The organism is Novosphingobium album (ex Liu et al. 2023) (assembly GCF_029076845.1).
Taxonomy (GTDB): domain Bacteria; phylum Pseudomonadota; class Alphaproteobacteria; order Sphingomonadales; family Sphingomonadaceae; genus Novosphingobium.
On record NZ_JARESE010000062.1, the window covers coordinates 14128 to 39647 of the forward strand.

The following is a 25520-nucleotide window of genomic DNA, read 5'->3' on the forward strand; positions in this document are numbered from 1 at the left end:
CGCGTCGGAGACCGGCAGGCCGGTGCGCGGCGTTTGACGCGCCGCGCACCGAATTCTACGGCGTCGCGCGCGCCTTGCGGAATTGCGTGGGCGTCATTCCGGTTTCCGCCTTGAACGCGCGATTGAACGGGCCGATCGAGCCGAAGCCGCAATCGAGTGCGATCGTCAGGATCGGCAGGGGATCGAGGCGGGCATCGGCCAGCCTCCGTTGCGCTTCGCCGATGCGGAAATGATTGGCCATGTGGTTGAAGTTGCGAAAACCCAGCGCCCCCGTGATGCACTGGGTCACTTTGTATTCGGCTTCGCCGATGCGCCGCGCGACCTCGGCCACCCTGAGGTCAGGCAGCGCATAGAGAGCTTCATCCCGCATCAGGCGCAGCAGGCGCTCGCCAAGCGCGGCTTCCTCGCCCGATTGAGTGCGTGGCTTCGCTTTCCTCGCGTCGGGCAAGGGATTGCGACCGCGATACAGGATGGCAAGGCCGATCCCCAAGAGGGCCAGCACGGCACACCCCATCTTGATCCAACCGCCCCATCGCCCCGCGATGCTGTCGGCCGGAGACCCGTCCACCCACAGCACGGCAATTGCCAGAACGGTGGCATAGCCGGCGGCGAAGAGGATGCGAAAGCGCCGCTCGGCCCGGGTCATATCGCTGCCGATGGCCTTCAGCGGCTCGATCGTCGCCAGCAGCAGCAAGGTCGAGCTGACCAGGGTTTCCACATTGTCGATCATGCGCGGCATGGCGCCGGAAGCCGAGCCGTCAAACCGCAGGAATGCACCAGTGGCAACCAGTGCCAGCACCAGCATCAGCGGCCAGGTTTCGCGCCGCGCCGCGGGTCGTTGAAACAGGGCCCTCACCAGCAGCCATGACCAGCCGCAAGTCGCGTTGCCGGCGACCGCGACGATGTCGGAGGTCAGGCCGAAACCCCCTCCCGTCAGTCGCTCAAGGCAGAATGCCGCGACGGCGCCCGCGAACAGCGCGCCGTACAGGGCGATGTCCGGCAGCCTGCCATCGACCATCGGCAACAAGACCGGGCTTCTTGCGTGCATCGCATCCCTTCGCTTTCTCGTGTTTTTTGGCGGCCGCGCTGCTCGGCGGCAAGAAAATTATGGCCGATTTCCAAATCGGCGAGACGGCGCGCGCATCGCGCCGCACGCCGCTGGCTCACACCAGTGAACGGGGAGTGCAAAGGACGCGATGACGCCATCTGTCAGTGAAACCGGGATCGTCGGCCCCTCGCCCGGCGAAAGGCTACTGCGCCGATCGGGCCTGGCATGGTTCCTGGTCGCCGTGCTGGGCCAGGGGGCCTTCATCTGGATGATCGCCGCCCATTATGGCCGCAAGACATTGAGCGGCAATTTCGCGGGCTGGAACGACAAGCCGATCATCACCGGATATGTGCCGGACGATCACATCGGCAATGCCATGTTTGCCGCGCACGTTCTGCTGGCCGCCATCGTGACGCTTGGCGGCCTGCTGCAGCTTGTGCCCGCGATCCGTCGGCGCGCGCCCGCGTTCCACCGCTGGAACGGGCGGCTTTTCTTCATCGTCGCGGGCATGATGGCGCTTGGCGGCCTGTGGCTGACCTGGGTGCGTCACACTTATCTCTCGCCCATCTCCGGCATTGCCGTGTCCGTCGATGGCGTCCTGATCCTGCTGTTCGCCACGATCGCATGGCGCGCGGCGATCAGACGCGATCTTGCCGGGCATCGCCGCTGGGCCCTGCGCGCGTTCATGGTCGTCAACGGCGTGTGGTTCCTCCGGGTCGGCATCATGGCCTGGGCGCTGACCACCGGGGGGCTCGGCATGAACGACACCCTCTCGGGCCCGGCGGACATCGCGCTGCAGTTCGGTGCCTATCTCGTTCCGCTCGCGGTGCTTGAGGCTTATTTCCGCGGACAGGACAGCCGCCGTGCCCCGATCCAGTATTCGGTCGGCGGATTGATCGTCGTGATGACGGTCATAACGATATTGGGAGCCGGGGGAGCGGTCGCTTTCATGTGGGCGCCCTACATGACGTAAACCGTTGTTCGGCAGCTTCGCGCTCCGCGCCGTTCAGATCTCCAGCTGGCTGCCCAGCTCGATCACGCGATTGGTGGGGAGCTTGAAGAATTCCATCGCGCTTTCGGAGTTGCGAACCATCCAGGCGAACAGCTTTTCGCGCCAGATCGCCATGCCGGGGCGGCTGGACGGGATCAGGGTCTGGCGCGCGAGGAAATAGCTGGTCTCCATCGCCTTGAACGGGCCGCCCGCGCGCTCTTCATGCCGCAGTTCGGCGGGAATGTTGACTTCGTCCATGAAGCCATAGCGCAGGACCACGCGGAAGAAGCCCTGCCCCAGATCCTCCACTTCGCGGCGCTGCTCGGCCGGGACGTGGGGCACGCCTTCGTTGGTCACGGTCAGGATCACGACGCGATCGTGCAGGACATGGTTGTGCTTCAGGTTGTGCAGCAGCGCCGGCGGAATGCCGTCGGTGGTGGAGGCGAGGAAGATCGAGGTACCGGCGACGCGGCGCACCTTGTCGCCGATCGACTTGAGGAACAGGTCGAACGGCATGGCATCCTCGTGCAGCCGGTCGCGCATCAGGCGCCGGCCGGTGGCCCAGGTGGTCAGCAAGGTGAAGGCCACGGCGGCGACCAGCAGCGGGAACCAGCCGCCATCGGGGATCTTGGTGACGTTCGAGGCGAAGTAGAGCCCGTCGATCAGCAGGAAGGCGCCGGTGGCGAGCGCGGCCAGCGCCGGGTGCCATTTCCACACGGAGAAGGCCAGCACGCCCAGCAGGCAGGCGGTGATGAACATCGTGCCCGTCACCGCGATACCATAGGCCGCGGCCAGATTGGTGGAGGTGCGAAAGCCCAGCACCAGCATGATGACCAGCACCAGCAGGCCCCAGTTGATGATCGGGATATAAATCTGCCCGGCCGCGCTGGCGCTGGTATGCAGGATGCGCAGGCGCGGCAGGAAGCCAAGCTGCACCGCCTGCTGCGAGACCGAGAACGCGCCCGAGATCACCGCCTGGCTGGCGATGATCGTCGCCATCGTGGCCAGCGCCACCAGCGGCAGGCGCGCCCATTCGGGCGCCATCAGGAAGAACGGGTTCTCCGCCGCGTCCGGGTTGCCCATCAACAGCGCGGCCTGGCCCAGATAGTTGATCAGCAGGCAGGGAAAGGCGATGTAGAGCCACGACAGCGTGATCGCCTTGCGGCCGAAATGGCCCATGTCGGCATAAAGCGCTTCCGCGCCCGTCACCGCCAGCACCACCGAGCCGAGCGCGAGGAAGGCCAGCGTGGGGTTCATCACGAAGAACTGGACCGCGTAATGCGGGCTCAACGCCTGCAGCACTTCGGGCGCGCGGACGATCTCCTTGATCCCCAGTACCGCCAGCACCGCGAAATAGACGATCATCAGCGGGCCGAACAGCTTGCCCACCGCTGCCGTGCCGCGCGCCTGGATGGCGAACAGGCCGAACAGGATGGCGATAGAGATCGGCAGCACCCATTCGGCGAACCCGGCGTGGACCACGGTGAGCCCCTCCACCGCCGACAGCACCGAGATGGCCGGCGTGATGATCGCATCGCCATAGAACAGCGCGGTGGCGACCACCCCCAGCACCGCGATCAGCGGGCTGAGGCGATGCTGGCCCAGCTTGCGGGTGATCAGCGCCAGCAGCGCCAGGCTGCCGCCCTCGCCCTTGTTGTCGGCGCGCAGGATGACGAAGACGTACTTGACCGTGACGATCAGCGTCATCGTCCAGAAGATCAGCGACAGCACGCCGAAGATGTGCGGGCGATCCACCACCAGCGGGTGATGGCCGACGAAGCTTTCCTTCAGGGCATAGAGCGGCGAGGTGCCGATATCGCCGAAGACGACGCCCAGCGCGCCGATCGCAAGGGTGGTCAGGCCTTCCTTGTGGGCGGTTTGCCCGGAATCGTCGCTCATGCGCCCGCGCCTAGGCGCATCCACGCGCGATCGCCACGGATTTTATGGAAACTTTACGCCGCCGGCCCAATTTCCCGTGGAAGCTTAACGGCCATCGCGCCCACCTAGCGTTCCGTCACTCCACGACGGAATTGCCGATACCATGAACCGAAGCGCTCTTGCCGCCAGGATCGCCCGCCTGCGCGCGGGCGAACGGTGGCTGCCGGCCGAGATCGCCATGCGCGGCCTGGGCCTGCTGCTGCTGTTCGCCTGCTGGCACATGGCGCTGCTGGCGCGCCACATGGCGCTGACCCCGGCGCCGCATCCGGCCACGCCCGCCGATCTGGCGGCCTGCGCGGCCGTGCTCGTGCTGCTCACCGGCGGCATCACACTGACCATGGAAGGCCCCGGCCTGCTGCGCGACGTGCCGCTGCCGGGACACTTCACTTCCACAGGGAAACGAAAACCATGACCGATCTTGTCTGGCTGGCGATCCTCGCCGGCCTGTTCCTGCTGACACTGGCCTTTGTCCGCCTGTGCGAAAAGGCCTGAGGGAGCCCGAGAATGACTTTGCCCATCACACTTGCCGGCCTGACCGCGGCCGGCCTTCTGCTTTATCTCGTCGCCGCGCTGCTGCGGCCCGAGCGGTTTTGAGGAGGCTGCCATGACTGTCCAGGGCTGGATCCTGATCCTCCTTTACACCGCGCTCCTCATCGCGATCGCCAAGCCCATGGGGATGTGGCTTTTCGCGCTTTACGAAGGGCGCGCCACGCCGCTGCACCGCGTGCTCGGCCCGGTCGAGCGCGGCTTCTACCGCCTTTCCGGGATCGATCCCCAGGCCGAGCAGGGCTGGCGCAAGTATGCGCTGCACATGCTGGTGTTCCAGCTGGCTCTGCTGCTGTTCACCTACGCGATCCTGCGCCTGCAGGCGGTGCTGCCGCTGAACCCGCGCGGCCTTGCCGGCATCGGCGCGGACGGCGCGATGAACACCGCGATCAGCTTTACCACCAACACCAACTGGCAGTGGTATTCGGGCGAAGTCGCGCTGTCGAACTTCTCCCAGATGATCGGCCTGACGATCCACAACTTCCTGTCGGCGGCCACCGGCATCGCCGTCGCCTTCGCGCTGTTTCGCGGCTTCGCGCGGCGCGAGACGGCGACGGTGGGCAACTTCTGGGCCGATTGCACCCGCGTAACGCTCTACCTGCTGCTGCCGGCCTGCGTGATCTATGCCCTGTTCCTGATCGCCAGCGGCGTGCCGCAGACGCTCGCCAGCAGCATCGACGCGACCACGCTGGAAGGCGCCAAGCAGACCATCGCGCTCGGCCCCGTCGCCAGCCAGGAAGCGATCAAGATGCTGGGCACCAACGGCGGCGGCTTCTTCAACGCCAATTCCGCGCATCCGTTCGAGAACCCGACGGCGCTGACCAATCTGGTCCAGATGCTGTCGATCTTCGCGCTGGGCGCAGGGCTGGCCTGGTGCTTCGGCAAGGCGGTGGGCAACACCCGGCAAGGCTGGGCGATCCTGGCCGCGATGATGGTGCTGTTCCTGGCCGGCGCGGGCGTGACCTACTGGCAGGAAGCGGCGGGCACTTCGCTGTTCCACCAGCTTGGCATCGCCGGCGGCAACCTGGAAGGCAAGGAAGTGCGCTTCGGCATCGCCGCCAGCGCGCTGTTCTCGGTCATCACCACGGCGGCCTCGTGCGGCGCGGTCAACGCCATGCATGACAGCTTCACCCCGCTGGGCGGCATGATCCCGATGATCAACATGCAGCTTGGCGAAGTCGTCGTCGGCGGTGTGGGCGCGGGCATCTATGGCTTCCTGCTGTTCGCCACGCTGGCGGTGTTCGTCGCCGGGCTGATGGTCGGGCGCACGCCCGAGTATGTCGGCAAGAAGATCGAGGCGAAGGAAGTGAAGCTGGCCGTGCTGGCGATCGCGGTGCTGCCGCTGTGCATCCTGGGCTTCACCGCGCTGAGCGCCGTGCTGCCCGCCGGGCTTGCCGGCCCGCTCAACAAGGGGCCGCACGGCTTTTCCGAGATTCTCTATGCCTTCGCCTCGGGCACCGGCAACAACGGCTCGGCCTTCGCCGGGCTGACCGCCGGCACTCCGTTCTACAACGGCCTGCTGTCCGTCGCGATGTGGATCGGCCGGTTCTTCATGATCGTGCCGGTGCTGGCCATCGCCGGCAGCCTCGCGGCCAAGAAGTACACGCCCGAAACCGCCGGATCGTTTCCCACCACCGGCCCGCTCTGGGTCGGCCTGCTGGTCGCCGTGATCCTGATCGTGGGCGGGCTCACGTTCCTGCCCAGCCTGGCCCTTGGCCCGATCGCCGATCATCTCGCGATGATCTCCGGCCAGCTTTTCTGACCGGCCAGCTTTTCTGAAGGGTACCACCCCATGTCATCCGCAAGCATGTCTTCCGCCAATGCATCCACCGCAAGCTCGATGTTCTCGGCCAGGCTGGTCGTTCCCGCGATCGGTGATGCCTTCCGCAAGCTCAACCCCGCCGAGCTGATCAAGAACCCGGTGCTGTTCACCACCGCCGTCGTCGCCCTGCTGCTGACGGTGCTGCTCGCCATCGGCGGCGAGCCGCTGCCGGCCGGCTTCCAGATCCAGCTGATCGGCTGGCTCTGGCTGACCGTGCTGTTCGGCACTTTCGCCGAAGCGCTGGCCGAAGGGCGCGGCCGGGCGCAGGCCGCCTCGCTGCGCGCCACCAAGTCCGATCTCACCGCGCGCCTGCCCAGCGGGCGCCTGGTGCCGGCCTCCCAGCTCAGGAAGGGCGATGTCGTGGTCGTCGCGACCGGCGACCTGATCCCGGCCGACGGCGAAGTGATCGAAGGCGTCGCCTCGGTCAACGAAGCGGCCATCACCGGCGAGAGCGCGCCGGTGATCCGCGAGGCGGGGGGCGACCGCTCGGCCGTGACCGCGGGCACGCGCGTCATCTCGGATTCGATCCGGGTGCGCGTGACGCAGGAGCCCGGCCAGGGCTTCCTCGATCGCATGATCGCGCTGGTCGAAGGCGCGGAGCGCCAGAAGACACCCAACGAGATCGCGCTGACCATCCTGCTGGTCGGCCTGACCATCATCTTCCTGATCGCGGTGGCGACGATCCCCGCCTTTGCCACCTATGCGGGCGGGACGATCCCGGTCGCGGTGCTGGCGGCGCTGCTCATCACCCTGATCCCGACGACGATCGCGGCGCTGCTTTCGGCCATCGGCATTGCCGGCATGGACCGGCTGGTGCGTTTCAACGTGCTCGCCAAGTCCGGCCGCGCGGTCGAGGCGGCAGGCGATGTCGACGTGCTGCTGCTCGACAAGACCGGCACGATCACCATCGGCGACCGGCAGGCCGGCGAATTCCGCCCGGTCGGCGGCGTCGGCGCGGCCGCGTTCGCCGAAGCCGCCCTGCTCGCCAGCCTGGCCGACGAGACGCCCGAAGGCCGCTCGATCGTGGTGCTGGCGCGGGAGAAGTTCGCGGTCAGCCGCACTGGCCTGCCCGCCGATGCCGAAGTGATCCCCTTCACCGCGCAGACCCGCATTTCCGGCCTGCGCACGCCTGACGGGATCGTCCAGAAGGGCGCGGTCGATGCCATCCTGCGCGCCAATCCCGAAGCGGCCGCGTCGGCGGCGGCGATCGAGCTGCGGCGCATCGCCGAAGAGATCGCGCGTTCGGGCCAGACGCCGCTGGCGGTGGCGCGCGATGGCCGCCTGCTCGGCGTGATCGCGCTCAAGGACGTGATCAAGGCGGGCGTGCGCGAGCGCTTCGCCGAACTGCGCCGCATGGGCATCCGCACGGTGATGATCACGGGCGACAATCCGCTCACCGCCGCCTCGATCGCGGCCGAGGCCGGCGTCGACGATTTCCTGGCCGAAGCCACCCCCGAGGACAAGCTGGCGCTGATCCGCAAGGAACAGCAGGGCGGCCGCCTGGTCGCGATGTGCGGCGATGGCACCAACGATGCCCCGGCGCTGGCGCAGGCCGATGTCGGCGTCGCGATGAACACCGGCACCCAGGCCGCGCGCGAGGCGGGCAACATGGTCGATCTCGACAGCGACCCGACCAAGCTGATCGAGATCGTCGGCCTGGGCAAGCAACTGCTGATGACGCGCGGCGCGCTCACCACCTTTTCGGTGGCGAACGACGTGGCCAAGTACTTCGCGATCATCCCGGCCATGTTCATCGCGCTCTATCCCGAACTGGGCGTGCTCAACGTGATGCGGCTCGCCTCGCCGGAAAGCGCGATCCTTTCGGCGATCATCTTCAATGCCCTGATCATCCCCGCGCTGGTCCCGCTGGCATTGAAGGGCGTCACCTACCGGCCGATGGCGGCAGGCCCCCTGCTCGCGCGCAACCTGGGCATCTATGGCCTGGGCGGCCTGATCGCGCCGTTCATCGGCATCAAGCTGGTCGACCTTGTCGTCGCCGGGCTCCACCTCGTCTGAGGATCACGCAAATGTTGAACGATTTCTCCTCCGCCCTTCGCCCCGCGCTCGTGCTCACGGTGCTCTTCGCGCTCCTGCTCGGGATCGCCTATCCGCTGGCGCTGACTGGCGTGGGCCAGCTCGTGTTCCCCCGCCAGGCCAACGGCAGCCTGCTGCGCGATGGCGGCGGCCGGGTGATCGGCTCGGACCTGATCGGCCAGTCCTTCACCGCGCCGGGCTATTTCCACGGCCGGCCCTCGGCCGCCGGCACCGGCTATGACGCCAGCGCTTCGTCGGGCTCGAACCTGGGCCCGGCCAGCCAGGTTCTGGCCGATCGCGTCACGCAGGATCTCGCCACGCTGCGCGGCGAGCAGGCGGGCAAGGTCGCGCCCGATCAGGTGACGGCATCGGCCTCCGGGCTCGATCCGCACATCAGCCCGGAAGCGGCGCTGTTCCAGGCGCCCCGCGTGGCCCGGGCCCGCGGCCTGCCGGTGGCGCGCGTGACGGCGCTGGTCGGCGAGCATCGCGAAGGCCGCCTGCTGGGCGTGCTGGGCGAGCCGCGCGTCAACGTGCTCGAACTCAACCAGGCTCTCGACAGCATGGCGGGAACGGGCGCACAAGCACGCCCGTGAACGATCAGCGTCCCGACCCGGAAGCCCTGCTGCGCGCCGCCGCGCGCGAGGGCAAGGGCCGCCTCAAGGTCTTCCTTGGGGCGGCTCCGGGCGTCGGCAAGACCTTCGAGATGTTGAGCGAGGGCGCCGCCCGCCGCGATGCCGGCACCGACGTGGTGATCGGCGTGGTCGAAACGCATGGCCGCGCCGAAACCGAAGCCAAGGTCCACGGCTTCGAGGTCATCCCGCGCCGGCGCATCGCCTATGAGGGCCACGCGCTGGACGAGATGGACATCGACGCCATCCTCGCGCGCCGCCCGGCGCTGGTGCTGGTCGACGAACTGGCCCACACCAATGCCCCCGGCAGCCGGCACGACAAGCGCTATCAGGATGTCGAGGAACTGCTGGCGGCGGGCATCGACGTCTATTCCACGCTCAACATCCAGCACCTCGAAAGCCTGAACGACGTCGTCGCCTCGTTCACCCAGGTCCGCGTGCGCGAGACGCTGCCTGACCGGGTGCTGGAGGAAGCCGAGCTGGAAATCGTCGATATCCCCCCCGACGAGCTGATCGAGCGGCTCAAGCAAGGCAAGGTCTATGTCCCCGGCGAGGCGGCGCGCGCGCTGGGGCACTTCTTCTCCAAGTCCAACCTGTCCGCCTTGCGCGAACTGGCGCTGCGCCGGGCGGCGCAGGCGGTCGACGCGCAGATGCTCGATTACGTGCGCGCCCATGCCATGGGCGGCACCTGGGCCGCGAGCGACCGGCTGGTGGTCGCCGTCAGCGAGCAGCCGGGCGCGGCCGAGCTGGTCCGCGTCGCCAAGCGCCTGGCCGATGCGCTGCGCGCGCCGTGGACCGCGATCCACATCGAAACCCCGCGCGGCAAGACCTTCGGCAAGGCCGAGAACGCCCGGCTGGCCGAAACGCTGCACCTTGCCGCCCAGCTTGGCGGGCAAGTCGCCACCGTGCCGGCCGAGAACGTGGTCGATGGCCTGACGCGCTTCACCGCCGATGCCCATGCGACCCAGCTGATCGTCGGCAAGTCCACCCGCTCGCGCTGGTTCGAGCTGCGCCACGGCTCGATCGTCGATCGCCTCGTGCGGCTGACGCCCGGCGTGGCGGTGCATGTCCTGCCGATGGGCCCCGCCGCGCCGACGCGCGCGTTCCTTCGGCGGCCGGCACCGGCCAGCTGGGGCAGCCTTTCGGGCTATGCCGTGTCGCTGGCGCTGACCGCGCTGGTGACGATGGCGGGCGCGCTGATCCTGTCGAACGGCAATATCACCGATCTGGGCCTGCTTTACCTGCTGCCGGTGATGGTCGCGGCGACCCGCTATGGCCTGCGCACCAGCATCGTCACCAGCCTGGCTTCCTCGCTCGCCTACAACTTCTTCTTTATCCCGCCCACGCACACGCTGACGATCGAGGATCCGCGCAACATCATCACTGTTTTCGTCCTGCTGGGCGTCGCGGTGGTCAGCAGCCAGCTTGCCGCCCGCGTGCGCGAGCAGGCGGTGCTGGCACAGGCCAGCGCGGCGCAGAACAGCGCGCTGGCGGGCTTTGCCCGGCTGCTGACCGGCATCAGCAAGCTTGACGAGCTGGCGCCGCTGCTCTGCGCCGAGATCGGCCGCCTGCTCGATGGCCATGCCGTCCTGCTGATGCCCGGCGACGACGGCCTGTCGCGCCGCTGGAGCTGGCCGGGCGACATCCATCTCGAAACGCTGGACCTGGCCGCCGCGCGCTGGGCGTTCGAGAACAACCGCCCGGCCGGGCGCGGATCGGATACCCTGACCGCGTCGGAATGGCTGTTCCACCCGATCGCGGCGGGCGGCACTTGCCTCGCGATCTTCGGCCTTGCCCGCCCCGATGCGCACGCGCCCGTGCGCTCGGACCAGTTGCCGCTGCTGCTCAGCCTGCTCGATCAGGGCGGCCTCGCGCTGGAGCGCGTCTCGCTCGAAGCGCAGATGGCCGAGCTTTCGCATGTGCGCGAGACCGACCGGCTGCGCCATGCCCTGCTCTCCTCGGTCAGCCATGACTTGCGCACGCCGCTGACGACGATCCTGGGCACGCTGGGCGAAATGCGCGCCGCCACGCCCGAGCAGGAAGTCCAGCTCGCGACCGCGCGCGGTGAGGCCGAGCGGCTGCACCGTTTCGTCGCCAACCTGCTGGACATGGCGCGGATCGAGGCCGGATCGCTCCACGGCAGCATCGAGCCGGTCGATCTGGCCGAGGCGGTCGCCGGCGCGCTGCACGACTTGCGCGGCACGCTGCTGGATCACCCGGTGACGACCGACATTCCGCTGGAAGTGCCGCTGGTCATGGTCGATCCCCACTTGTTCCACCATTGCCTGATCAACCTGATCGAGAACGCCGCGAAATACGGCAGCCCCGCCGCGCCGATCACGATCGCCGCCACGCGCGAGGGCGCGAGCCTGGCGCTTTCGATCTGCGATCGCGGGCCCGGCATCCCGCCGGGCGAGGAAGATCGCATCTTCGAGGCGTTCACCCGGATCGAGGGGTCGGACCGTACCGGCGGCACCGGGCTGGGCCTGGCCATCGTCAAGGGCTTCACCATGGCGATGGGCCTCGATGTCGCCGCCGCGAACCGGCCCGACGGGTCGGGCGCCTGTTTCACCGTCCGCTTCGATGAAGCGCATCTGAAGGACTGGCCCGACGAATGACCGGGTCCGCGACCATCCTCGTCGTCGATGACGAGCCGGCCATCCGGCGCCTGCTGCACGCCAGCCTGGCCCGCTCGGGCTATCGCGTGATCGAGGCGGGCAACGCGCGCGAAGCGTTGAACGCGGTGCAGATCGACAAGCCGGCGCTCGTCCTGCTCGATCTGGGCCTGCCCGATCGCGACGGGCTGGAACTGATCCCGCTCATCGCCGGGCAGGCGGCGATCATCGTCGTCTCGGCGCGCGATGCCACGGGGCAGAAAGTGGCGGCGCTGGATCTGGGCGCGGACGATTACGTGTCCAAGCCTTTCGACAGCGACGAAGTGCTGGCCCGCGTGCGCACGGCCATGCGCCACCGGCTGGCGGGCGAGGCCGAAAGCCATTTCCTGCGGCACGGCGATATCGAGATCGACCTGGCCGCCCGCATGGTGCGCAAGGGTGGGCAGGAAGTGCACCTGACGCCCAAGGAATACGGCTTCTTGGCCGAACTGGCGAAAAGCCCCGGCCGGGTCATCACCCATTCGCACCTGCTGAGGGCGGTCTGGGGGCCGGGGCATGAAAGCGATGTCGAATATCTGCGCGTCGCCGCCAGAGGCATTCGCCGCAAGCTGGAAGACGATCCCGCCCGGCCCGCGCTGCTGCGCAACGAGCCGGCCGTGGGCTACCGGCTGGTCATGCCCGGCTGAGAGCCTGCTTGGAAATGCGCGGAAGATCGCATCTCAAGGCCGCACCAGCCCGCTCCCCCACCCGGCCACCCAACGGCAGTATTCTATTGGTGGCCGGGTGGGGGAGCGGGCTGGTGCGGCCATGCGCCGAATGGCGCATTTCCAAGCAGGCTCTGAGCGCGCGCCGGGTTCACCCCAGCACCTCGCGCGCCATCAGGTCCGCCAGCCAGTCGACCAGTATCCGCAGGCGCCGCGTCATGAACTGGCGGTGCGGATAGAGCAGCGCCATCGGCATCGGCTCCGCGGGATGATCGGGCATGACCTCGACCAGTTCGCCCGCCCGCAGATGCGCCTTCACGTCGAAGGCCGGGATCTGGATCAGCCCCAGCCCGGCCAGGCAGCAGGCGATCTGCGCCTCGGCGCTGTTCACCGTGACGCGGCCGGCCAGTTCGATCGCGTGGACCTCGCCCTGCTCCACCCATTCCCATGCCTCGACCCGGCCGGTGGAGGCCGAAGCGAAATGGACCGCCTGATGCGCCGCCAGATCCCGCGGCGAACGCGGCGTGCCGTGGCGCGCGAGATAGGCGGGACTGGCCACGTTGATGAACCGCAGCGAGCCGACCGGCCGCGCGATCATCCCCGAATCCGGCTGGACGCCGACGCGCAGCACGCAATCGACGCTGTCGCCGATCAGGTCGATCGCGCGGTCGGTCATGCCCAGGCGGATCTCGATGCCCGGATAGCGATCGAGGAACGCCGGCAGTGCCGGCGCGATGACAAGCCGCCCAAGCCGGCCGGGCACGTCGATCGACAGTTTGCCTTGCGGGCCGGCGTGCGTCTGGCGGAACAGATCTTCCGCTTCCTCGACCTCGGCGACAAGCCGCAGGCAGCGCTCGTGGAACAGGCGGCCATCCTGGGTCAGCGTGACGCTGCGGGTGGTGCGATGCAGCAGCCGCGCGCCCAGGCGCCCTTCCAGCTCCTGGATCGCGGCCGAAACCGATGAGCGCGGCATCCCGAGCAGGTCCGCCGCGCGCGTGAAGCTGGCGCATTCGGCCACGCGCACGAAAATGCGATAAAGATCGATCCGGTCCAAGCAGCACCTTTGTTCAGGTTTCCCGACATGTCTTGTCAGAATGATCGGCTTTTCGGAAACAATGAATTGCGCGATTTCCATCTGCACCAGAGGGTCGATCGCCCTCGCAACGATGGAGCAAGACATGGCCGATCATGGCATTGAGGGTAAGACCGTCCTTATCGCGGGCGGCGCGAAGAATCTCGGCGGATTGATCGCGCGCGATTTGGCCGCGCATGGCGCCAGGGCCATCGCCATCCATTACAACAGCGCCGGCTCGGCGGCCGAAGCGCTGGAAACCGTAAAGGCGGTGGAAGCCGCCGGCGCGCGCGCCGCCGCTTTCCAGGCCGATCTCACCAGCGCCGGCGCGGTCGAGACGCTGTTCGCCAATGCCATCGCCGCGTTCGGCCGCCCCGATATCGCGATCAACACCGTGGGCAAAGTGCTCAAGAAACCGATGCTCGAGATCAGCGAGGCCGAATATGACGCGATGAGCGCGGTCAACGCCAAGACCGCGTTCTTCTTCCTCAAGGAAGCGGGGCGCCACCTCAACGATCACGGCAAGATCGTCACGCTGGTGACGTCGCTGCTGGGCGCCTACACGCCGTTCTATGCGTCCTATGCCGGCACCAAGGCGCCGGTGGAGCACTTCACCCGCGCCGCTTCCAAGGAATTCGGCGAACGCGGCATCTCGGTGACGGCGATTGGTCCTGGGCCGATGGACACGCCGTTCTTCTACCCGGCCGAAGGCGCAGACGCGGTCGCCTATCACAAGGGCGCGGCGGCGCTTTCGCCCTTCTCGAAGACGGGCCTGACCGACATCGCCGATATCGTGCCGTGGATTCGTCTGCTCGTCTCGGAGGGCTGGTGGATGACGGGCCAGACCATCCTGGTAAACGGCGGCTATACCACCAAATGAGCTGCGAGCCGGGCGGGCGTGCCATGCGCCGGCCCGGCTTGCCTCCGGGTGGCGGGAGCCCGGCCAGGGTGCGGTGCAGCAAAGTTCGTCGCAAATTGTCGCATTCGCGACAGGCCGGCTTGCACGCGGCGCAAAATCACTCGATAGGAGCGCCGAAGTCGCGTCAAGGTCATCCCGTTGAGATCCAGTTTCGTCCCCCTCCGAGGAAAAGCGGGCACCATGGCGGCCGCTTTCGTATTGGCCTCGGCCGTGCTGCTTTCGGCATGTTCGGGCGACCCATCGAAGGACCGCGGACAACGCCCTCCGCCGCAGGTCGGCTATATCGTGGCCACGCCGGGCGCCGTGCCCGTGCCGGTGACGCTGGGCGGCCGGACCGTCGCTTTCGAGACAAGCGAAGTGCGCCCGCAAGTGACGGGGGTGATCCGCCAGCGCCTGTTCACCGAAGGCAGCTATGTCCGCGCCGGGCAGCCGCTCTACCAGATCGATCCCAGCCTGTTCCGCGCGGCCGTGAACCAAGCCCAGGCGAACCTCGCCAGCGCGCAGGCCAGTGCCGATGCTGCGGTTGCGAAGGCGAACCGCTATCGCCCGCTCGCCGAAATGGAAGCGATCGCCAAGCAGGACTATACCGATGCGGCCGCGCAGGCCCGCGTCGCCCGCGCCAGCATCGCGCAGAACGCCGCCGCGCTCGATACCGCGAAGATCAACTTGCGCTTCACCACCGTGCCCGCGCCGATCAGCGGCCGGATCGGCCGTTCGCTGATCACCGTGGGCGCGCTCGCCAGCGCCAGCCAGACGAGCCCGCTGGCGATCATCCAGCGCACCGATCCGATCTACGTCGACATGCAGCAGTCCGCCGCCGATCTCACCGCGCTGCGCCGCAAGCTGGCGCAAGGCGGCTTCGCCAGCGCCAGCACCGAAGTGCGCCTGAAGCTGGACGACGGCAGCGACTATAACCTGCCCGGCACCGTGCAGTTTTCCGAAGTCACCGTCAGCGAGACCACCGGCACCGTCACGCTGCGCGCGCGCTTCCCCAATCCCGATGGAGTGCTGCTGCCCGGCATGTTCGTGAACGCGGTGTTCGATCAGGCGGTCGATCCCAATGCCATCCTGCTGCCGCAACCGGCGGTGCTGCGCGATTTCGACGGCAGCGCTTATGTCTTCCTGGCAGGCAAGAGCAACAAGGCGGAACGGCGCAAGGTCGTGGCCGAACGGGCCTATGGCACGAACTGGGTGATCACCCAGGGCCTGGCCAGGGGCGACAAGGTGATTCTCCAGGGCCTCAACGGGCTCAAGCACGGGGCCGCGATCCGCCCGGTTCCCGCCAGCACACCGCAGAAGGTAGGCGCGCCCAGGGGCGGCGCGGGCGCGGCCGGCAAGGCCGGCTGAGCCACGCATGTCCAGGATCTTCATCGACCGGCCGATTTTCGCCTGGGTGATCGCGATCATCGTCATGCTGGCCGGGCTTGGCGCGCTGACCGCGCTGCCCAACGAGCAATACCCGGACATCGCCCCCACCCAGGTCAACATCCGCGCCGCCTATCCCGGCGCATCGGCCAGCACGATCGAGAACAGCGTCACCCAGATCCTGGAGCAGCAGCTCACCGGCATCGACGGACTGCTCTATTTCAGCTCGCAGTCCTCAAGCCGGGGCCGCGCCGATATCACGGTGACGTTCGCCAAGGGCACCGATCCCGATATCGCGCAAGTCCAGGTGCAGAACAAGATCGCCGCCTCGATCTCGCGTCTGCCGCAGGCGGTGCAGGACCAGGGCGTACGCGTGGTCAAGTCCAATCCCGATTCGCTGCTGATGGTGATCGTCTATGACGAGACCGACACGCGTTCGAACCAGGACGTTTCCGACTATCTCGCCTCGAACATCCAGGACCCGCTGTCGCGCGTGACCGGCGTGGGCGATGTCAACATCTTCGGCGCGCCGCACGCGATGCGCATCTGGCTCGATCCGCGCCGGCTGGCGGCGGTGAACCTGATGCCCAGCGATGTGATCTCGGCGCTGCGGACCCAGAACACCGAAGTGGCCGCGGGCGAAGTCGGCGGCCTGCCCGCACCCGCCGGCCAGATGCTCAACGCCACGCTCACCGCCGGCTCGCGCCTGCAGACGCCCGAGCAGTTCGAGCGCATCGTCCTGCGGACCGAACCCGATGGATCGTCGGTCACGATCAAGGACGTGGCGCGCGTGGAAATCGGCGCCGAGAGCTATTCGGTGACGAGCCGGGTCAACCAGCATCCGGCGGCCGGCATCTCGATCTCGCTCTCGCCCGGCGCGGATGCGCTCGAGACGGCGGAGCTGGTCAAGGCCAAGATGGCCGAGCTGTCGCACGGGATGCCCGATGGGCTGGCCTATACCTACGGCAACGATTCCACCGAGTTCATCAAGCTCTCGATCGAGGAAGTGACCCAGGCGCTGCTCGAGGCGATCGTGCTGGTGGTGATCGTGATGTTCGTCTTTCTGCAGAGCTGGCGTGCCACGCTGATCCCCGCGATCGCCGTGCCGGTGGTGCTGCTGGGCACGTTCGCGGTGTTCTACATCGCCGGCTTTTCGATCAACACGCTGACCATGTTCGGGCTGGTGCTGGCGATCGGCCTGCTGGTCGACGACGCGATCGTCGTGGTGGAGAACGTCGAACGCCTGATGGAAGAAAACCCGGGGATGACCCCGCGCGAAGCGACGATCCAGTCGATGCAGGAAATCCAGGTCGCGCTCATCGCCATCGCGCTCGTGCTTTCGGCGGTGTTCCTGCCGATGGCCTTCTTCGGCGGATCGACCGGGGTGATCTATCGCCAGTTCTCGCTGACGATCGTCTCCGCGATGGTGCTCTCGGTGTTCGTCGCCCTGATCCTGAGCCCGGCGCTCACCGCCACGCTGCTCAAGCCCAAGGCCGAGAACCGGCATGAATCGCCGCTGGCGCGCGCGCTGCCGCGCGTGGCGGCGGTGCTGCACGGCTTCCAGGACTGGTTCAACCGCACGTTCGAGCGCAGCGTGGAACGCTATGGCAATGGCGTGCGCCATGTCGCCGATCGCAAGTGGCGGTACCTCAGCCTCTACGCGCTGATCTGCGTGCTGCTCGTCGTGCTGTTCCTGCGCCTGCCGAGCGGCTTCCTGCCGAACGAGGACCAGGGCACGGTCCAGGTGCAGTTCCGCCTGCCGTCGGGTGCCACGCGCGAGCGGACCGAGGAGGTCCAGCGCGAGATCGAAAAATACTTCATGAAGGCCGAGCACAAGAATTTCGAATCGATTTTCACCACGGCCGGCGGCGGCTTCGGCGCGAGCGGCCAGAACACCGGCCAGGGCTTTTTCCGGCTGGCCGACTGGGCGGTCCGCCCCGGCCGGGAAAACACCGCCGATGCCATTGCCCAGCGCGCCTCGGCCGCGTTCCGGGGGTTGCGCGATGCGCAGGTCTTCGCGCTGGTCCCTGGCGCGGTGCGCGGGCTCGGCATGTCCTCGGGCTTCACCATGGAGTTGCAGAACACCAGCGGCATGAGCCACGAGAAATTCACCGAGCAGCGGGACAGGCTGCTGGCCGCGGCCATGGCGGACAGCCGCCTCACCGCCGTCCGGCTGAGCGACCTGCCCGATGTCTCGACGCTGAAGATCGATGTGGACACCCAGCGGCTGACCGCGTTCGGGATCAATCCCAGCGACGTCAACGCCACGCTCTCGACCGCGTGGGGCGGCAGCTATGTCAACGACTTCATCGACCAGGGGCGCGTGAAGCGCGTCTATGTCCAGGGTGATGCGCAGTTCCGTTCGCAGCCGGGCGATATCGGCCAGTGGTATGTGCGTTCATCGAACGGGACGATGGCGCCCTTTTCCGCCTTCGCCAAGAGCGGCTGGTCCACCGCGCCTTCGACCACATCGCGCTTCAACGGCCTGGCGACGTTCGAGATTACCGGGCAGGCCGCGCCCGGCGTGAGTTCGGGCACGGCGATGGACGTGATGGAATCGCTGGCCAACGAGCTGCCCGGAACCGGCGTCGCCTGGTCCGGTGCTTCCTATCAGGAACGGCTTTCTTCCGGGCAGGCGCCGATCCTTTACGCGCTGTCGCTGCTCGTCGTCTTCCTGTGCCTGGCCGCGCTGTATGAAAGCTGGTCGGTCCCGGTGGCGGTTCTGCTGGTGATCCCGCTGGGGCTGGTCGGCGCGATCTTCGCGGTGACGCTGCGCGGATTGCAGAACGATGTCTATCTCCAGATCGGCCTGCTCACCACCATGGGCCTGGCCGCGAAGAACGCGATCCTGATGATCGAGTTCGCCGAACAGGCGGAAAGGCAAGGAATGCGCGTGATCGACGCGGCGCTGACGGCGGCGCGCATCCGCCTGCGGCCGATCCTGATGACCAGCTTCGCCTTCATCTTCGGCGTGCTGCCGCTGGCGATCGCCACCGGCGCGGGCGCAAACAGCCGCGTTGCCATCGGCACTTCGGTGATCGGCGGCATGTTGACCGCGACGCTGCTGGCGATCTTCTACATCCCGCTGTTTTTCATCCTCGTCCGGCGCGGCGTGCGCGACGGGCTGAAGGCGGTGCATCGCCATTTCGAACATGGCGAGGACGGCACCGAAGGCACGGAGGCCAAGGCGTGAGGCGCCCCGCGCGTTTCCTTTCCGCGCTGTTGCCCGCGCTGACGCTGGGCGCCTGCTCGCTCGCGCCGCGCACCGTGCTGCCCGAACCGCCGGTGCCCGCCGCATGGCCGGCCGGCGATGCCTATCTCGCGCAAGGCGAGGCGAACCTGCCCGCGGTCTCCTATCGCGACGTGCTGCACGATGCGCGGCTCCAGTCGCTGGTCGAGCAGGCGCTGGCGAACAACCGCGACTTGCGCGTGGCCGCCGCCAATGTCGCGGCCGCCCGCGCGCAAGTGCGGGTGACGCGATCGGCGCAGTTCCCCGACCTGGGCCTCAGCGGATCGGCGACCTATAGCGGCACGCCCTCCGGCAACGCCGGCACCGGATCGCGCGACGGCATGGCCTATGCCGTGCAAGGCGGCATTTCGAGCTTCGAACTCGATCTGTTCGGCAAGCTCGCCAATGCCACCGAGGCGCAACGTGACCGCGCACTGGCCACCGAGGCGGCGGCACGCACCGTGCGCATCGGCCTGATCGCCGATCTCGCGCAAGCCTGGGCGACTTATGGCGCGGATCGTGACTTGCTCGCGATCGCGCAGGCGACCGCGCAGAATGCCGAACGCGGCGTCTCGCTGACGCAGGCGCGCCTCAAGGGCGGCATCGCGCCGCGCACCGATCTGCGCCAGGCCGAGCAGATCCTGGCCACCGCGCAAGGCGATGTCGCCGCGCAGACCGCCGCGCTGGCGCAGGATGAGAACCTGATCCGCCTGCTGGTCGGCGCCGAATTCGACAAGGCGCTGCTGCCCGCGAGCATGACCGAAGTGGTCGATTCGCTGGCGGCGCTGCCCGCCGGAACCCGTTCCGACGTGCTGTTGCGCAGGCCTGATGTGATCGAGGCCGAATATGGCCTGCGCGCCGCCAATGCCGATATCGGCGTCGCGCGCGCGCAGCTTTTCCCGGCGATCTCGCTCACCGGGCTGCTCGGCTTCACCAGCGACGCCCTGTCCTCGCTGTTCAGCGACGGCGCGTTCCACTATTCGGCGGGCGGCGACGCAAGCTGGTCGATCTTCAACGCCGGCGGGCGCGTCGCCAACGTCGATGTCAGCAAGGCGCAGCGCGACGCGGCCCTGGCAAGCTACGAAAAGGCGATCCAGACCGCGTTCCGCGAAGTCGCCGACGCGCTGGCCGATCAGGGCACGCTGGCCGAGCGATTGCGCGCCGCCGGCGCCAACACCACTGCCGCCGCCGATACCGCCAGGCTGACCGAGGCGCGCTATCGCTTCGGCATCGACAGCTATCTCTCCAGCCTTGACGCGCAGCGCAGCCTCTATGCCGCGCGGCAATCCGAAGTGGCGGTGCGACTGGCGCTCGCAGCCAACCGCATCACGCTCTACCGCGTGCTCGGCGGGGATCGCGAAGCCGCGACCCCGACACCCTGACCGCGCTGTGGCGGCAAGCCCGCCTCAGGCGAATTGCGGGATGACGTGCGGCAAGTCCACCGTCGTGCGGATGCCCGGCGCGGCCTCGCAGACCATGGGAATGGCGTTGACCGGGCGGTGCGCGGTCAGCCCCGGAGTGAACGCGGCGTAATCCTCTTCCGGCACCGGGAAATGGATATCGACCAGCAGCGGCGTGTCGCCCTCGGTCCGCACGCGCCAGCCGGAATCGCGCAAGTTCCAGTCGGCATCCTCGATATCGGTGGTGACGTACCAGTTGGCGCGGAAGCGCAGCACCGGCTTGCCGTGCCGCAGGCCGGTGATCGTCGTGCGCATGGCGCCCACCGTCCCGGCCTCGATCCTGCCGGCGGCGATCTGGATCGTGTTCCGGGCCGCCGAAAGCTCGCCCTTGGCCTCGATCTCGTCGAACGGCAGGCCAATCGCAGCGGCGATCTGCGACAGCGTGCTGCCGAAATCGCCCTTCAGGTGCTCGGCACGGCGTTGGTCGAACGGCGCCATCGGCTGGCCGAAGCCCATGATGTGGAACAGCATCTCGGGCGAATCCCGGCTCGAACAATCGGCGAATTCGTCGATCGTCAGCATGTCGTGCCGCCGCGCGAGCGAAAGCAGCGGGATCGTCATCGCCTCGGAAATGAAGCCGGGGCTGGAGCCGGTGCTGTAGATCGAGGTGTTGCCCTTGATGCAGGCTGCATCCACCCGCGCGCGGTTTTCCGGGTCGATCATCGCCGGATAGTGGAAATCCCCGCGCGTGGTGATGATGTTCTTGCCCGATTCCAGGATCGCGCAGATCTCATCCCAGTCGGTCCCCTGCCGCATGTAGAGCACGCAATCGGCATCGAGCGCGATCAGGTCTTCGGCCGAGCGCGTCGCCGTGATGCCGACCGGCGCCAGCCCGCACAGTTCGCCGGCATCCTTGCCGTCCTTTTCCGCCGAGCTGACCCAGAGGCCGGCGAGTTCAAGGTTCGGATGCTCGATCACGGCGCGCAACGCGCGGCTGCCGATATTGCCGGTGGCCCACTGGATGACGCGATAGGTCTTGCCTTGCGGCATGGTCTTCTCTCCCGTTGGAACAGGACAACGCCGGAGCAGGTCTCCCCTCTCCGGCGTCCCGTTCAGGCCAGTCTATCCAGCCCGGAGCAAGGCGGGCAGTCCCCGTCTGGGGACGCCGCCTGGCCGCACCGCGTTCAGAACTTCGCGCCGACTTCGATGCCGTACGTGACCGGCTCGCTCCAGGTCGAGCCGATGCCATAGTTGTTGTACTGCACCTGGGTGGCAAAGCGGCTGTTGGTCACGTTCTCGCCCCACAGCGCCACGGTGTACTTGTCGCTCGGGTCGGTCCACTGCGCGCGCAGCGACAGGGTTTCATAAGCCTTCTGCGGGAACTGCGTGCCCGAGGGGCTCAGGAAGATCTTCGAGGTATAGTAGAGGTTGCCCGACAGCGCGAGCTCGCCGCCGGCCAGATCGGTCTTGTACAGCGCGCCGATGTTGCCGGTGAAATCGGGCGAGCGCTGCATGTGAACATCGCGCAGCGTCGTGCCGGTGCTGATGAAGAACGACGCGCCGCTGCCGCAGCCGGCGACATCGGGGCAGCGCAAGTAGATCGGCGCGTTGACGAACTTCTTGTAGCGGCCATGGTTGTAGTTGGCGCCCATGCTCAGCTCGAATGCCTCGCTCACCTTGTAGCGCAGCGCCGCTTCGAGGCCGTAGATCTCCGAGGAGGCGGCATTGACGATCTGCGCCGTCGCCTCGCGGAACAGCGAGACCTGCAGGTTCTTGTAGTTGTAGTAATAGGCCGAGGTATCGAACGAGAACGCGCGCGTATCGTACTTGAAGCCCACTTCGTAGGCGTCGATCGTTTCCGGCTTCACGTTGCCGCAGATGAAGGGCGCGTTCTGGCACGAACCGCCCACGTCGATGATCGCCGCCTTGTAGCCCTTGGTATACGAGGCATAGATGCTCGACCGTTCGCTGGGCTTGTAGCGCAGCACGACGCGCGGCGTGACCCGGTTGCCCGAGACATCGTCCACATAGTTGCGCGCGGTGCTGAAGCGCTCGTTCCAGTAGGCGTTCTTCACCGCATCATGCGCATAGCGCAGGCCGGCGGTGACGAAGAACTGCGGATTGATCTCGTACGTCGCGTCGAGGAACGCCGCATAGCTGTAAGTCGGCGCGGCCGATCCGCCAAGCAGGATGCGATCACCACCCAGCCCCACGCCGTTGTCGATGTACGTGATATAGCGATCGGTGTTCTTGAAATAGAACAGGCCGGCGGTCCACTGCAGCGGCGTGCCCGGCTTGGACGTCAGCAGGAATTCCTGCGTCCAGGTCTTGTTGATCACCGGCAGGCCAAGCTGGAACAGCGTCAGCGAGATGTGATCGAGATCCTCCGACGCGTTGTTATTCTCCTGGCGATACTGCGTGTAGGATGCCAGATCGGCAAAGCCGAGGTCGGCCTTGATCGTCAGCTGCACGATATCCTGGTTCGACGCGAAGAAGCGGTGATCGGCGCCCGGCGCGTAGAAGTTCTTCGCCGTGGTATAGCTCGAAGGCGGTGCGAACGTGGCCGCCGTCGCGCCCAGATCGGGATCGACGAACGTGTTGGTCAGCTCCGAACGCGGATCGCGGACCTCGTTGTGCTGGTAGCGCAGCAATGCCGAGACGGTGTCGGTGATATCCGCCTTGAACCCGAGCCGGACTGACCAGTTGCGATAGGACCGATCCCGCTCGCCCGTGGCGATGTTGCGCTGGAAGGCATCGCCATGGGCAAACAGCCCCTCGATATCGAAGGCGACGCGATCGGACAGGCCATAAGTCGAATAGGCCTGCGCCTGCACCTGGTTGAAGCGGCCATAACGGATCTTCGCCTGCGCGTTGGGCTCATAGCTGGGTTCGGAGGTCTGGAGCAGGATCGCGCCGCCCGTGGTGTTGCGGCCGAACAGCGTGCCTTGCGGACCTTTGAGCACCTGGATGCTGTCCACGTTCATCAGCGAGAAGTTCGCCGCCGCCGGGTTTGGCGAATAGAAGCCGTCGATATAGATGCCCACGTTCGAACCGCCGCCCGCGGTGGTGATGCCCGTGCCGATACCGCGGATCGAGGGCTGGACGAACTGCGACTGGCGATCGAAGCGCAGCGCCGGGGTGATCTTCGCGATATCAGTGAGCTGCTGGACGTTCGCCGTCTCAAGCTGCTGCGTGTTCAGCGTGGTGATGGTGATCGGCACGTCGACTTGCGCTTCGGACCGGCGTTGCGCGGTGACGATGATCAGCCCCTCGTCGTTCGACGTGTCCTCGGCCGCCTGCGCGCCAGTGTCGGCGCTGGCCTGGGCGAGCGCCGGAACCGATGAGAACGCCACCAGGCCGATGATGCCGATCGCGGACGCGGATGTGCGGAATGCTGCCTTTTTCATGAGATCCTCCCTATTCTTGGAGGCGTACTTAGCCGGCGAAACGCACTTTTCCAGCGCGGTTTTGGGCAGCCGTCAAAATATCTCGCCAAGTGCAGCCCAAACGCAACACCCATGCTCTCGCGGCTTGCTCAGGGGACGATGTAGTTGACCGTTTCCTGCAGTGGATCGAGCGATTCCGCCTTCCAGCGGACCGATCCGAACGGCCGCTCCAGCATCCGCCGCACGCGCCGGCCTTCGCCGCGATGATAGGCATCAGCGTGGCCCTGCACGACGAAATCGGCCTGGCTGTAGCGATCGCGCATCCGCAAGTAATCGCCCCAGGTCGGGCAGTGATAGCGCTCGATCCAGATGGCGGGATTCTCGATATCGCGCGAGATCGACCAGTCGAACCCGCCGATGCGTTTGCGCACGTTGCGCATCTGCATCATCACGCCATAGAAATCGCGCGCCTGCTCGGGCTCGACATCGTACTCGACCTCGATCACCACCGGCCCCGACCGCAGTTTCAGCGCCATCGCCACTTCGGGCTCGTAGCCGATCTCGACGGTCGAATTGTCCGATTCCACCTCGCGCTCCATCGGCAGCAGGAACCCGAGCACGGCGGTGGCCATGGCGGCGAGGCCCGAGACGGTAAAGGCCATCGCGACGCTGTGGCTCGCGGCGAACTCGCCCCACGCCCAGGCGCCCACGCCCACGCCCACCGTGATCGCCGAGGAGAACAGCGAAAGCGCCCGCGCCGTCACCCAGCGCGGCGCCGACATCTGCACGCTGACGTTGAGCAGCGCGACAGTCAGGATATTGCACGCCCCGATCACGAAGAAGGCGATGCAGCTGGTGACGAGCGACTGGCTGAAGCCGATCGCGATCAGCGCCAGCCCGGTGCCGATAGCGAAAAGCCGGATCGCGCGCTCCGCGCCGATCTTCTCCCGGATCGCGCTGACGAACAGCGCGCCCAGCACCGCGCCCACGCCTTGCGCGCCCAGCAGGATGCCGAAGGTCGCGGCATCGCCACGCAGCAATTGCTTGGCCACCAGCGGCGCCAGGCCCGACGAGGTCGCGGTGGTCAGCCCGAAGATCAGCACCCGCACCAGCGCGGTGCGGATCGCGGGCGAATGCAGCGCATAGCGGGCCCCGCCCACGATCGCCCGGTCGATCCGCTCGGGCGGCAGGCGCGAGGGGATGTGCCGCCGCTTCCACAGGATGAAGGCGATCAGCAGCGGCGTATAAAGCACCGCCGTCAGCGTGAAGACCGCCTTGGCCCCGGCGGCGAGCACGATCAGCCCGCCCAGCGCCGGCCCGAAACTGCGCGCGACATTGTAGCTGATCGTGCCCAGCGCGATCGCGGCCGGCAGGTTCTGGCGCGACACCTGCTCGGGAATCGAAGCCTGCCACGAGGGCGAGAACAGCGCGACGCCCGCGCCGATCAGCACGCAGAAACCCAGCAGCAGCCAGGGTGTGGTCAGGCCGAGAAAGGCCACCGTCGCCAGCGCCGCCGCGCTGAGCGCCGAAAAGCAGAGCCCGGTGATGGCGATCCGCCGCCGGTCGAACATGTCCGCGATCGCGCCGGCCGGCAGTGTCACCAGCATCAGCGGCAGCATCATCGCGGTTTGCACCAGCGCGACCATGCTGGGCGAGGAACTGAGCCGGGTCATTTCCCAGGCCGCGCCCACGCCCAGGAAAAGCTGGCTGAAGTTCGACAGGACGCTGGCAGACCAGATGTTGCGGAACGCTCGCTCGCGCAAGGGCGCGAAGGCGCCCTCCGGTGCCTGCGCCGTCGTGGTGTCCGCCCCCTGCGCCATGA

At 67.4% G+C, this 25520-nt stretch carries 19 protein-coding genes; 13 read left to right on the forward strand and 6 right to left on the reverse strand.

Annotated elements, in window-relative coordinates; all coding sequences use genetic code 11:
* Positions 1-55: 55 nt before the first annotated feature.
* Complete coding sequence (locus PYV00_RS17260) at positions 56-1018, reverse strand: helix-turn-helix domain-containing protein (protein ID WP_275229517.1); 963 nt, start codon at positions 1016-1018, stop codon at positions 56-58.
* 56 nt (positions 1019-1074) lie between these two features.
* On the opposite strand from PYV00_RS17260, the gene PYV00_RS17265 reads away from it, so the two are divergent.
* Together PYV00_RS17265 and PYV00_RS17270 are read left to right on the forward strand one after the other, a co-directional pair.
* Positions 1075-1200, forward strand: coding sequence for a hypothetical protein (locus PYV00_RS17265; protein ID WP_275229518.1), 126 nt, complete (start codon positions 1075-1077; stop codon positions 1198-1200).
* Positions 1197-2021, forward strand: a complete 825-nt coding sequence (locus PYV00_RS17270; protein WP_275229519.1) for a DUF2306 domain-containing protein — start codon at positions 1197-1199, stop codon at positions 2019-2021. The genes PYV00_RS17265 and PYV00_RS17270 overlap by 4 nt, the downstream gene beginning before the upstream one ends.
* Positions 2022-2054: 33 nt before the next feature.
* Here the strand turns inward: PYV00_RS17270 and PYV00_RS17275 are convergent, their stop codons facing one another.
* Positions 2055-3938: a potassium transporter Kup gene (locus PYV00_RS17275; RefSeq protein ID WP_275229520.1), complete on the reverse strand. Its 1884-nt coding sequence runs from the start codon at positions 3936-3938 to the stop codon at positions 2055-2057.
* Between the two features lie 142 nt (positions 3939-4080).
* On the opposite strand from PYV00_RS17275, the gene PYV00_RS17280 reads away from it, so the two are divergent.
* The 7 genes from PYV00_RS17280 (at position 4081) to PYV00_RS17310 (ending at position 12309) form a co-directional block, all read left to right on the forward strand.
* Positions 4081-4389: a hypothetical protein gene (locus tag PYV00_RS17280; protein WP_275229521.1), complete on the forward strand. Its 309-nt coding sequence runs from the start codon at positions 4081-4083 to the stop codon at positions 4387-4389.
* A gap of 92 nt (positions 4390-4481) precedes the next feature.
* On the forward strand, positions 4482-4571 hold the full coding sequence (gene kdpF, locus PYV00_RS17285) for a K(+)-transporting ATPase subunit F (protein ID WP_275229522.1): 90 nt from the start codon (positions 4482-4484) through the stop codon (positions 4569-4571).
* A gap of 10 nt (positions 4572-4581) precedes the next feature.
* Positions 4582-6285, forward strand: coding sequence for a potassium-transporting ATPase subunit KdpA (gene kdpA / locus PYV00_RS17290; protein ID WP_275229523.1), 1704 nt, complete (start codon positions 4582-4584; stop codon positions 6283-6285).
* Positions 6286-6330: 45 nt separating this feature from the next.
* Complete coding sequence (gene kdpB / locus PYV00_RS17295; RefSeq protein ID WP_275229524.1) at positions 6331-8361, forward strand: potassium-transporting ATPase subunit KdpB; 2031 nt, start codon at positions 6331-6333, stop codon at positions 8359-8361.
* Positions 8362-8372: 11 nt separating this feature from the next.
* Positions 8373-8972 (forward strand): potassium-transporting ATPase subunit KdpC, encoded by a 600-nt coding sequence (gene kdpC, locus PYV00_RS17300; protein WP_275229525.1) that lies wholly within the window; start codon positions 8373-8375, stop codon positions 8970-8972.
* The gene (locus tag PYV00_RS17305) at positions 8969-11626 is read left to right on the forward strand and encodes a sensor histidine kinase (RefSeq protein ID WP_275229526.1); all 2658 of its coding nucleotides are present in this window, start codon (positions 8969-8971) and stop codon (positions 11624-11626) included. The genes kdpC and PYV00_RS17305 overlap by 4 nt, the downstream gene beginning before the upstream one ends.
* Positions 11623-12309 (forward strand): response regulator, encoded by a 687-nt coding sequence (locus PYV00_RS17310; protein ID WP_275229527.1) that lies wholly within the window; start codon positions 11623-11625, stop codon positions 12307-12309. Before PYV00_RS17305 ends, PYV00_RS17310 begins: the two co-directional genes overlap by 4 nt.
* Before the next feature lie 169 nt (positions 12310-12478).
* On the opposite strand, the gene PYV00_RS17315 is transcribed toward PYV00_RS17310, so the two are convergent.
* A complete protein-coding gene (locus tag PYV00_RS17315; protein WP_275229528.1) occupies positions 12479-13381 on the reverse strand; it encodes a LysR family transcriptional regulator in 903 nt (300 codons plus the stop codon).
* Positions 13382-13505: 124 nt separating this feature from the next.
* Between PYV00_RS17315 and PYV00_RS17320 the strand changes: the two genes are divergently transcribed.
* The 4 genes from PYV00_RS17320 to PYV00_RS17335 all read left to right on the forward strand — a co-directional run bounded on the left by PYV00_RS17320 (position 13506) and on the right by PYV00_RS17335 (position 20294).
* Entirely contained in the window at positions 13506-14279 is a 774-nt protein-coding gene (locus PYV00_RS17320; protein WP_275229529.1) for an SDR family oxidoreductase, read from the forward strand.
* A 219-nt stretch (positions 14280-14498) separates the two neighbouring features.
* Complete coding sequence (locus PYV00_RS17325) at positions 14499-15665, forward strand: efflux RND transporter periplasmic adaptor subunit (protein WP_275229531.1); 1167 nt, start codon at positions 14499-14501, stop codon at positions 15663-15665.
* A 7-nt stretch (positions 15666-15672) separates the two neighbouring features.
* Positions 15673-18876 (forward strand): efflux RND transporter permease subunit, encoded by a 3204-nt coding sequence (locus tag PYV00_RS17330; protein WP_275229532.1) that lies wholly within the window; start codon positions 15673-15675, stop codon positions 18874-18876.
* Entirely contained in the window at positions 18873-20294 is a 1422-nt protein-coding gene (locus PYV00_RS17335; protein WP_275229533.1) for an efflux transporter outer membrane subunit, read from the forward strand. The genes PYV00_RS17330 and PYV00_RS17335 overlap by 4 nt, the downstream gene beginning before the upstream one ends.
* A gap of 24 nt (positions 20295-20318) precedes the next feature.
* Here PYV00_RS17335 and PYV00_RS17340 read toward each other — a convergent pair whose 3' ends face one another.
* The 3 genes from PYV00_RS17340 to PYV00_RS17350 all read right to left on the reverse strand — a co-directional run bounded on the left by PYV00_RS17340 (position 20319) and on the right by PYV00_RS17350 (position 25518).
* Entirely contained in the window at positions 20319-21362 is a 1044-nt protein-coding gene (locus PYV00_RS17340) for an NAD(P)H-dependent amine dehydrogenase family protein (RefSeq protein ID WP_275229534.1), read from the reverse strand.
* Between the two features lie 134 nt (positions 21363-21496).
* Entirely contained in the window at positions 21497-23719 is a 2223-nt protein-coding gene (locus tag PYV00_RS17345; protein WP_275229535.1) for a TonB-dependent receptor, read from the reverse strand.
* 128 nt (positions 23720-23847) lie between these two features.
* Positions 23848-25518 (reverse strand): MFS transporter, encoded by a 1671-nt coding sequence (locus PYV00_RS17350; protein ID WP_275229536.1) that lies wholly within the window; start codon positions 25516-25518, stop codon positions 23848-23850.
* Positions 25519-25520 lie beyond the last annotated feature (2 nt).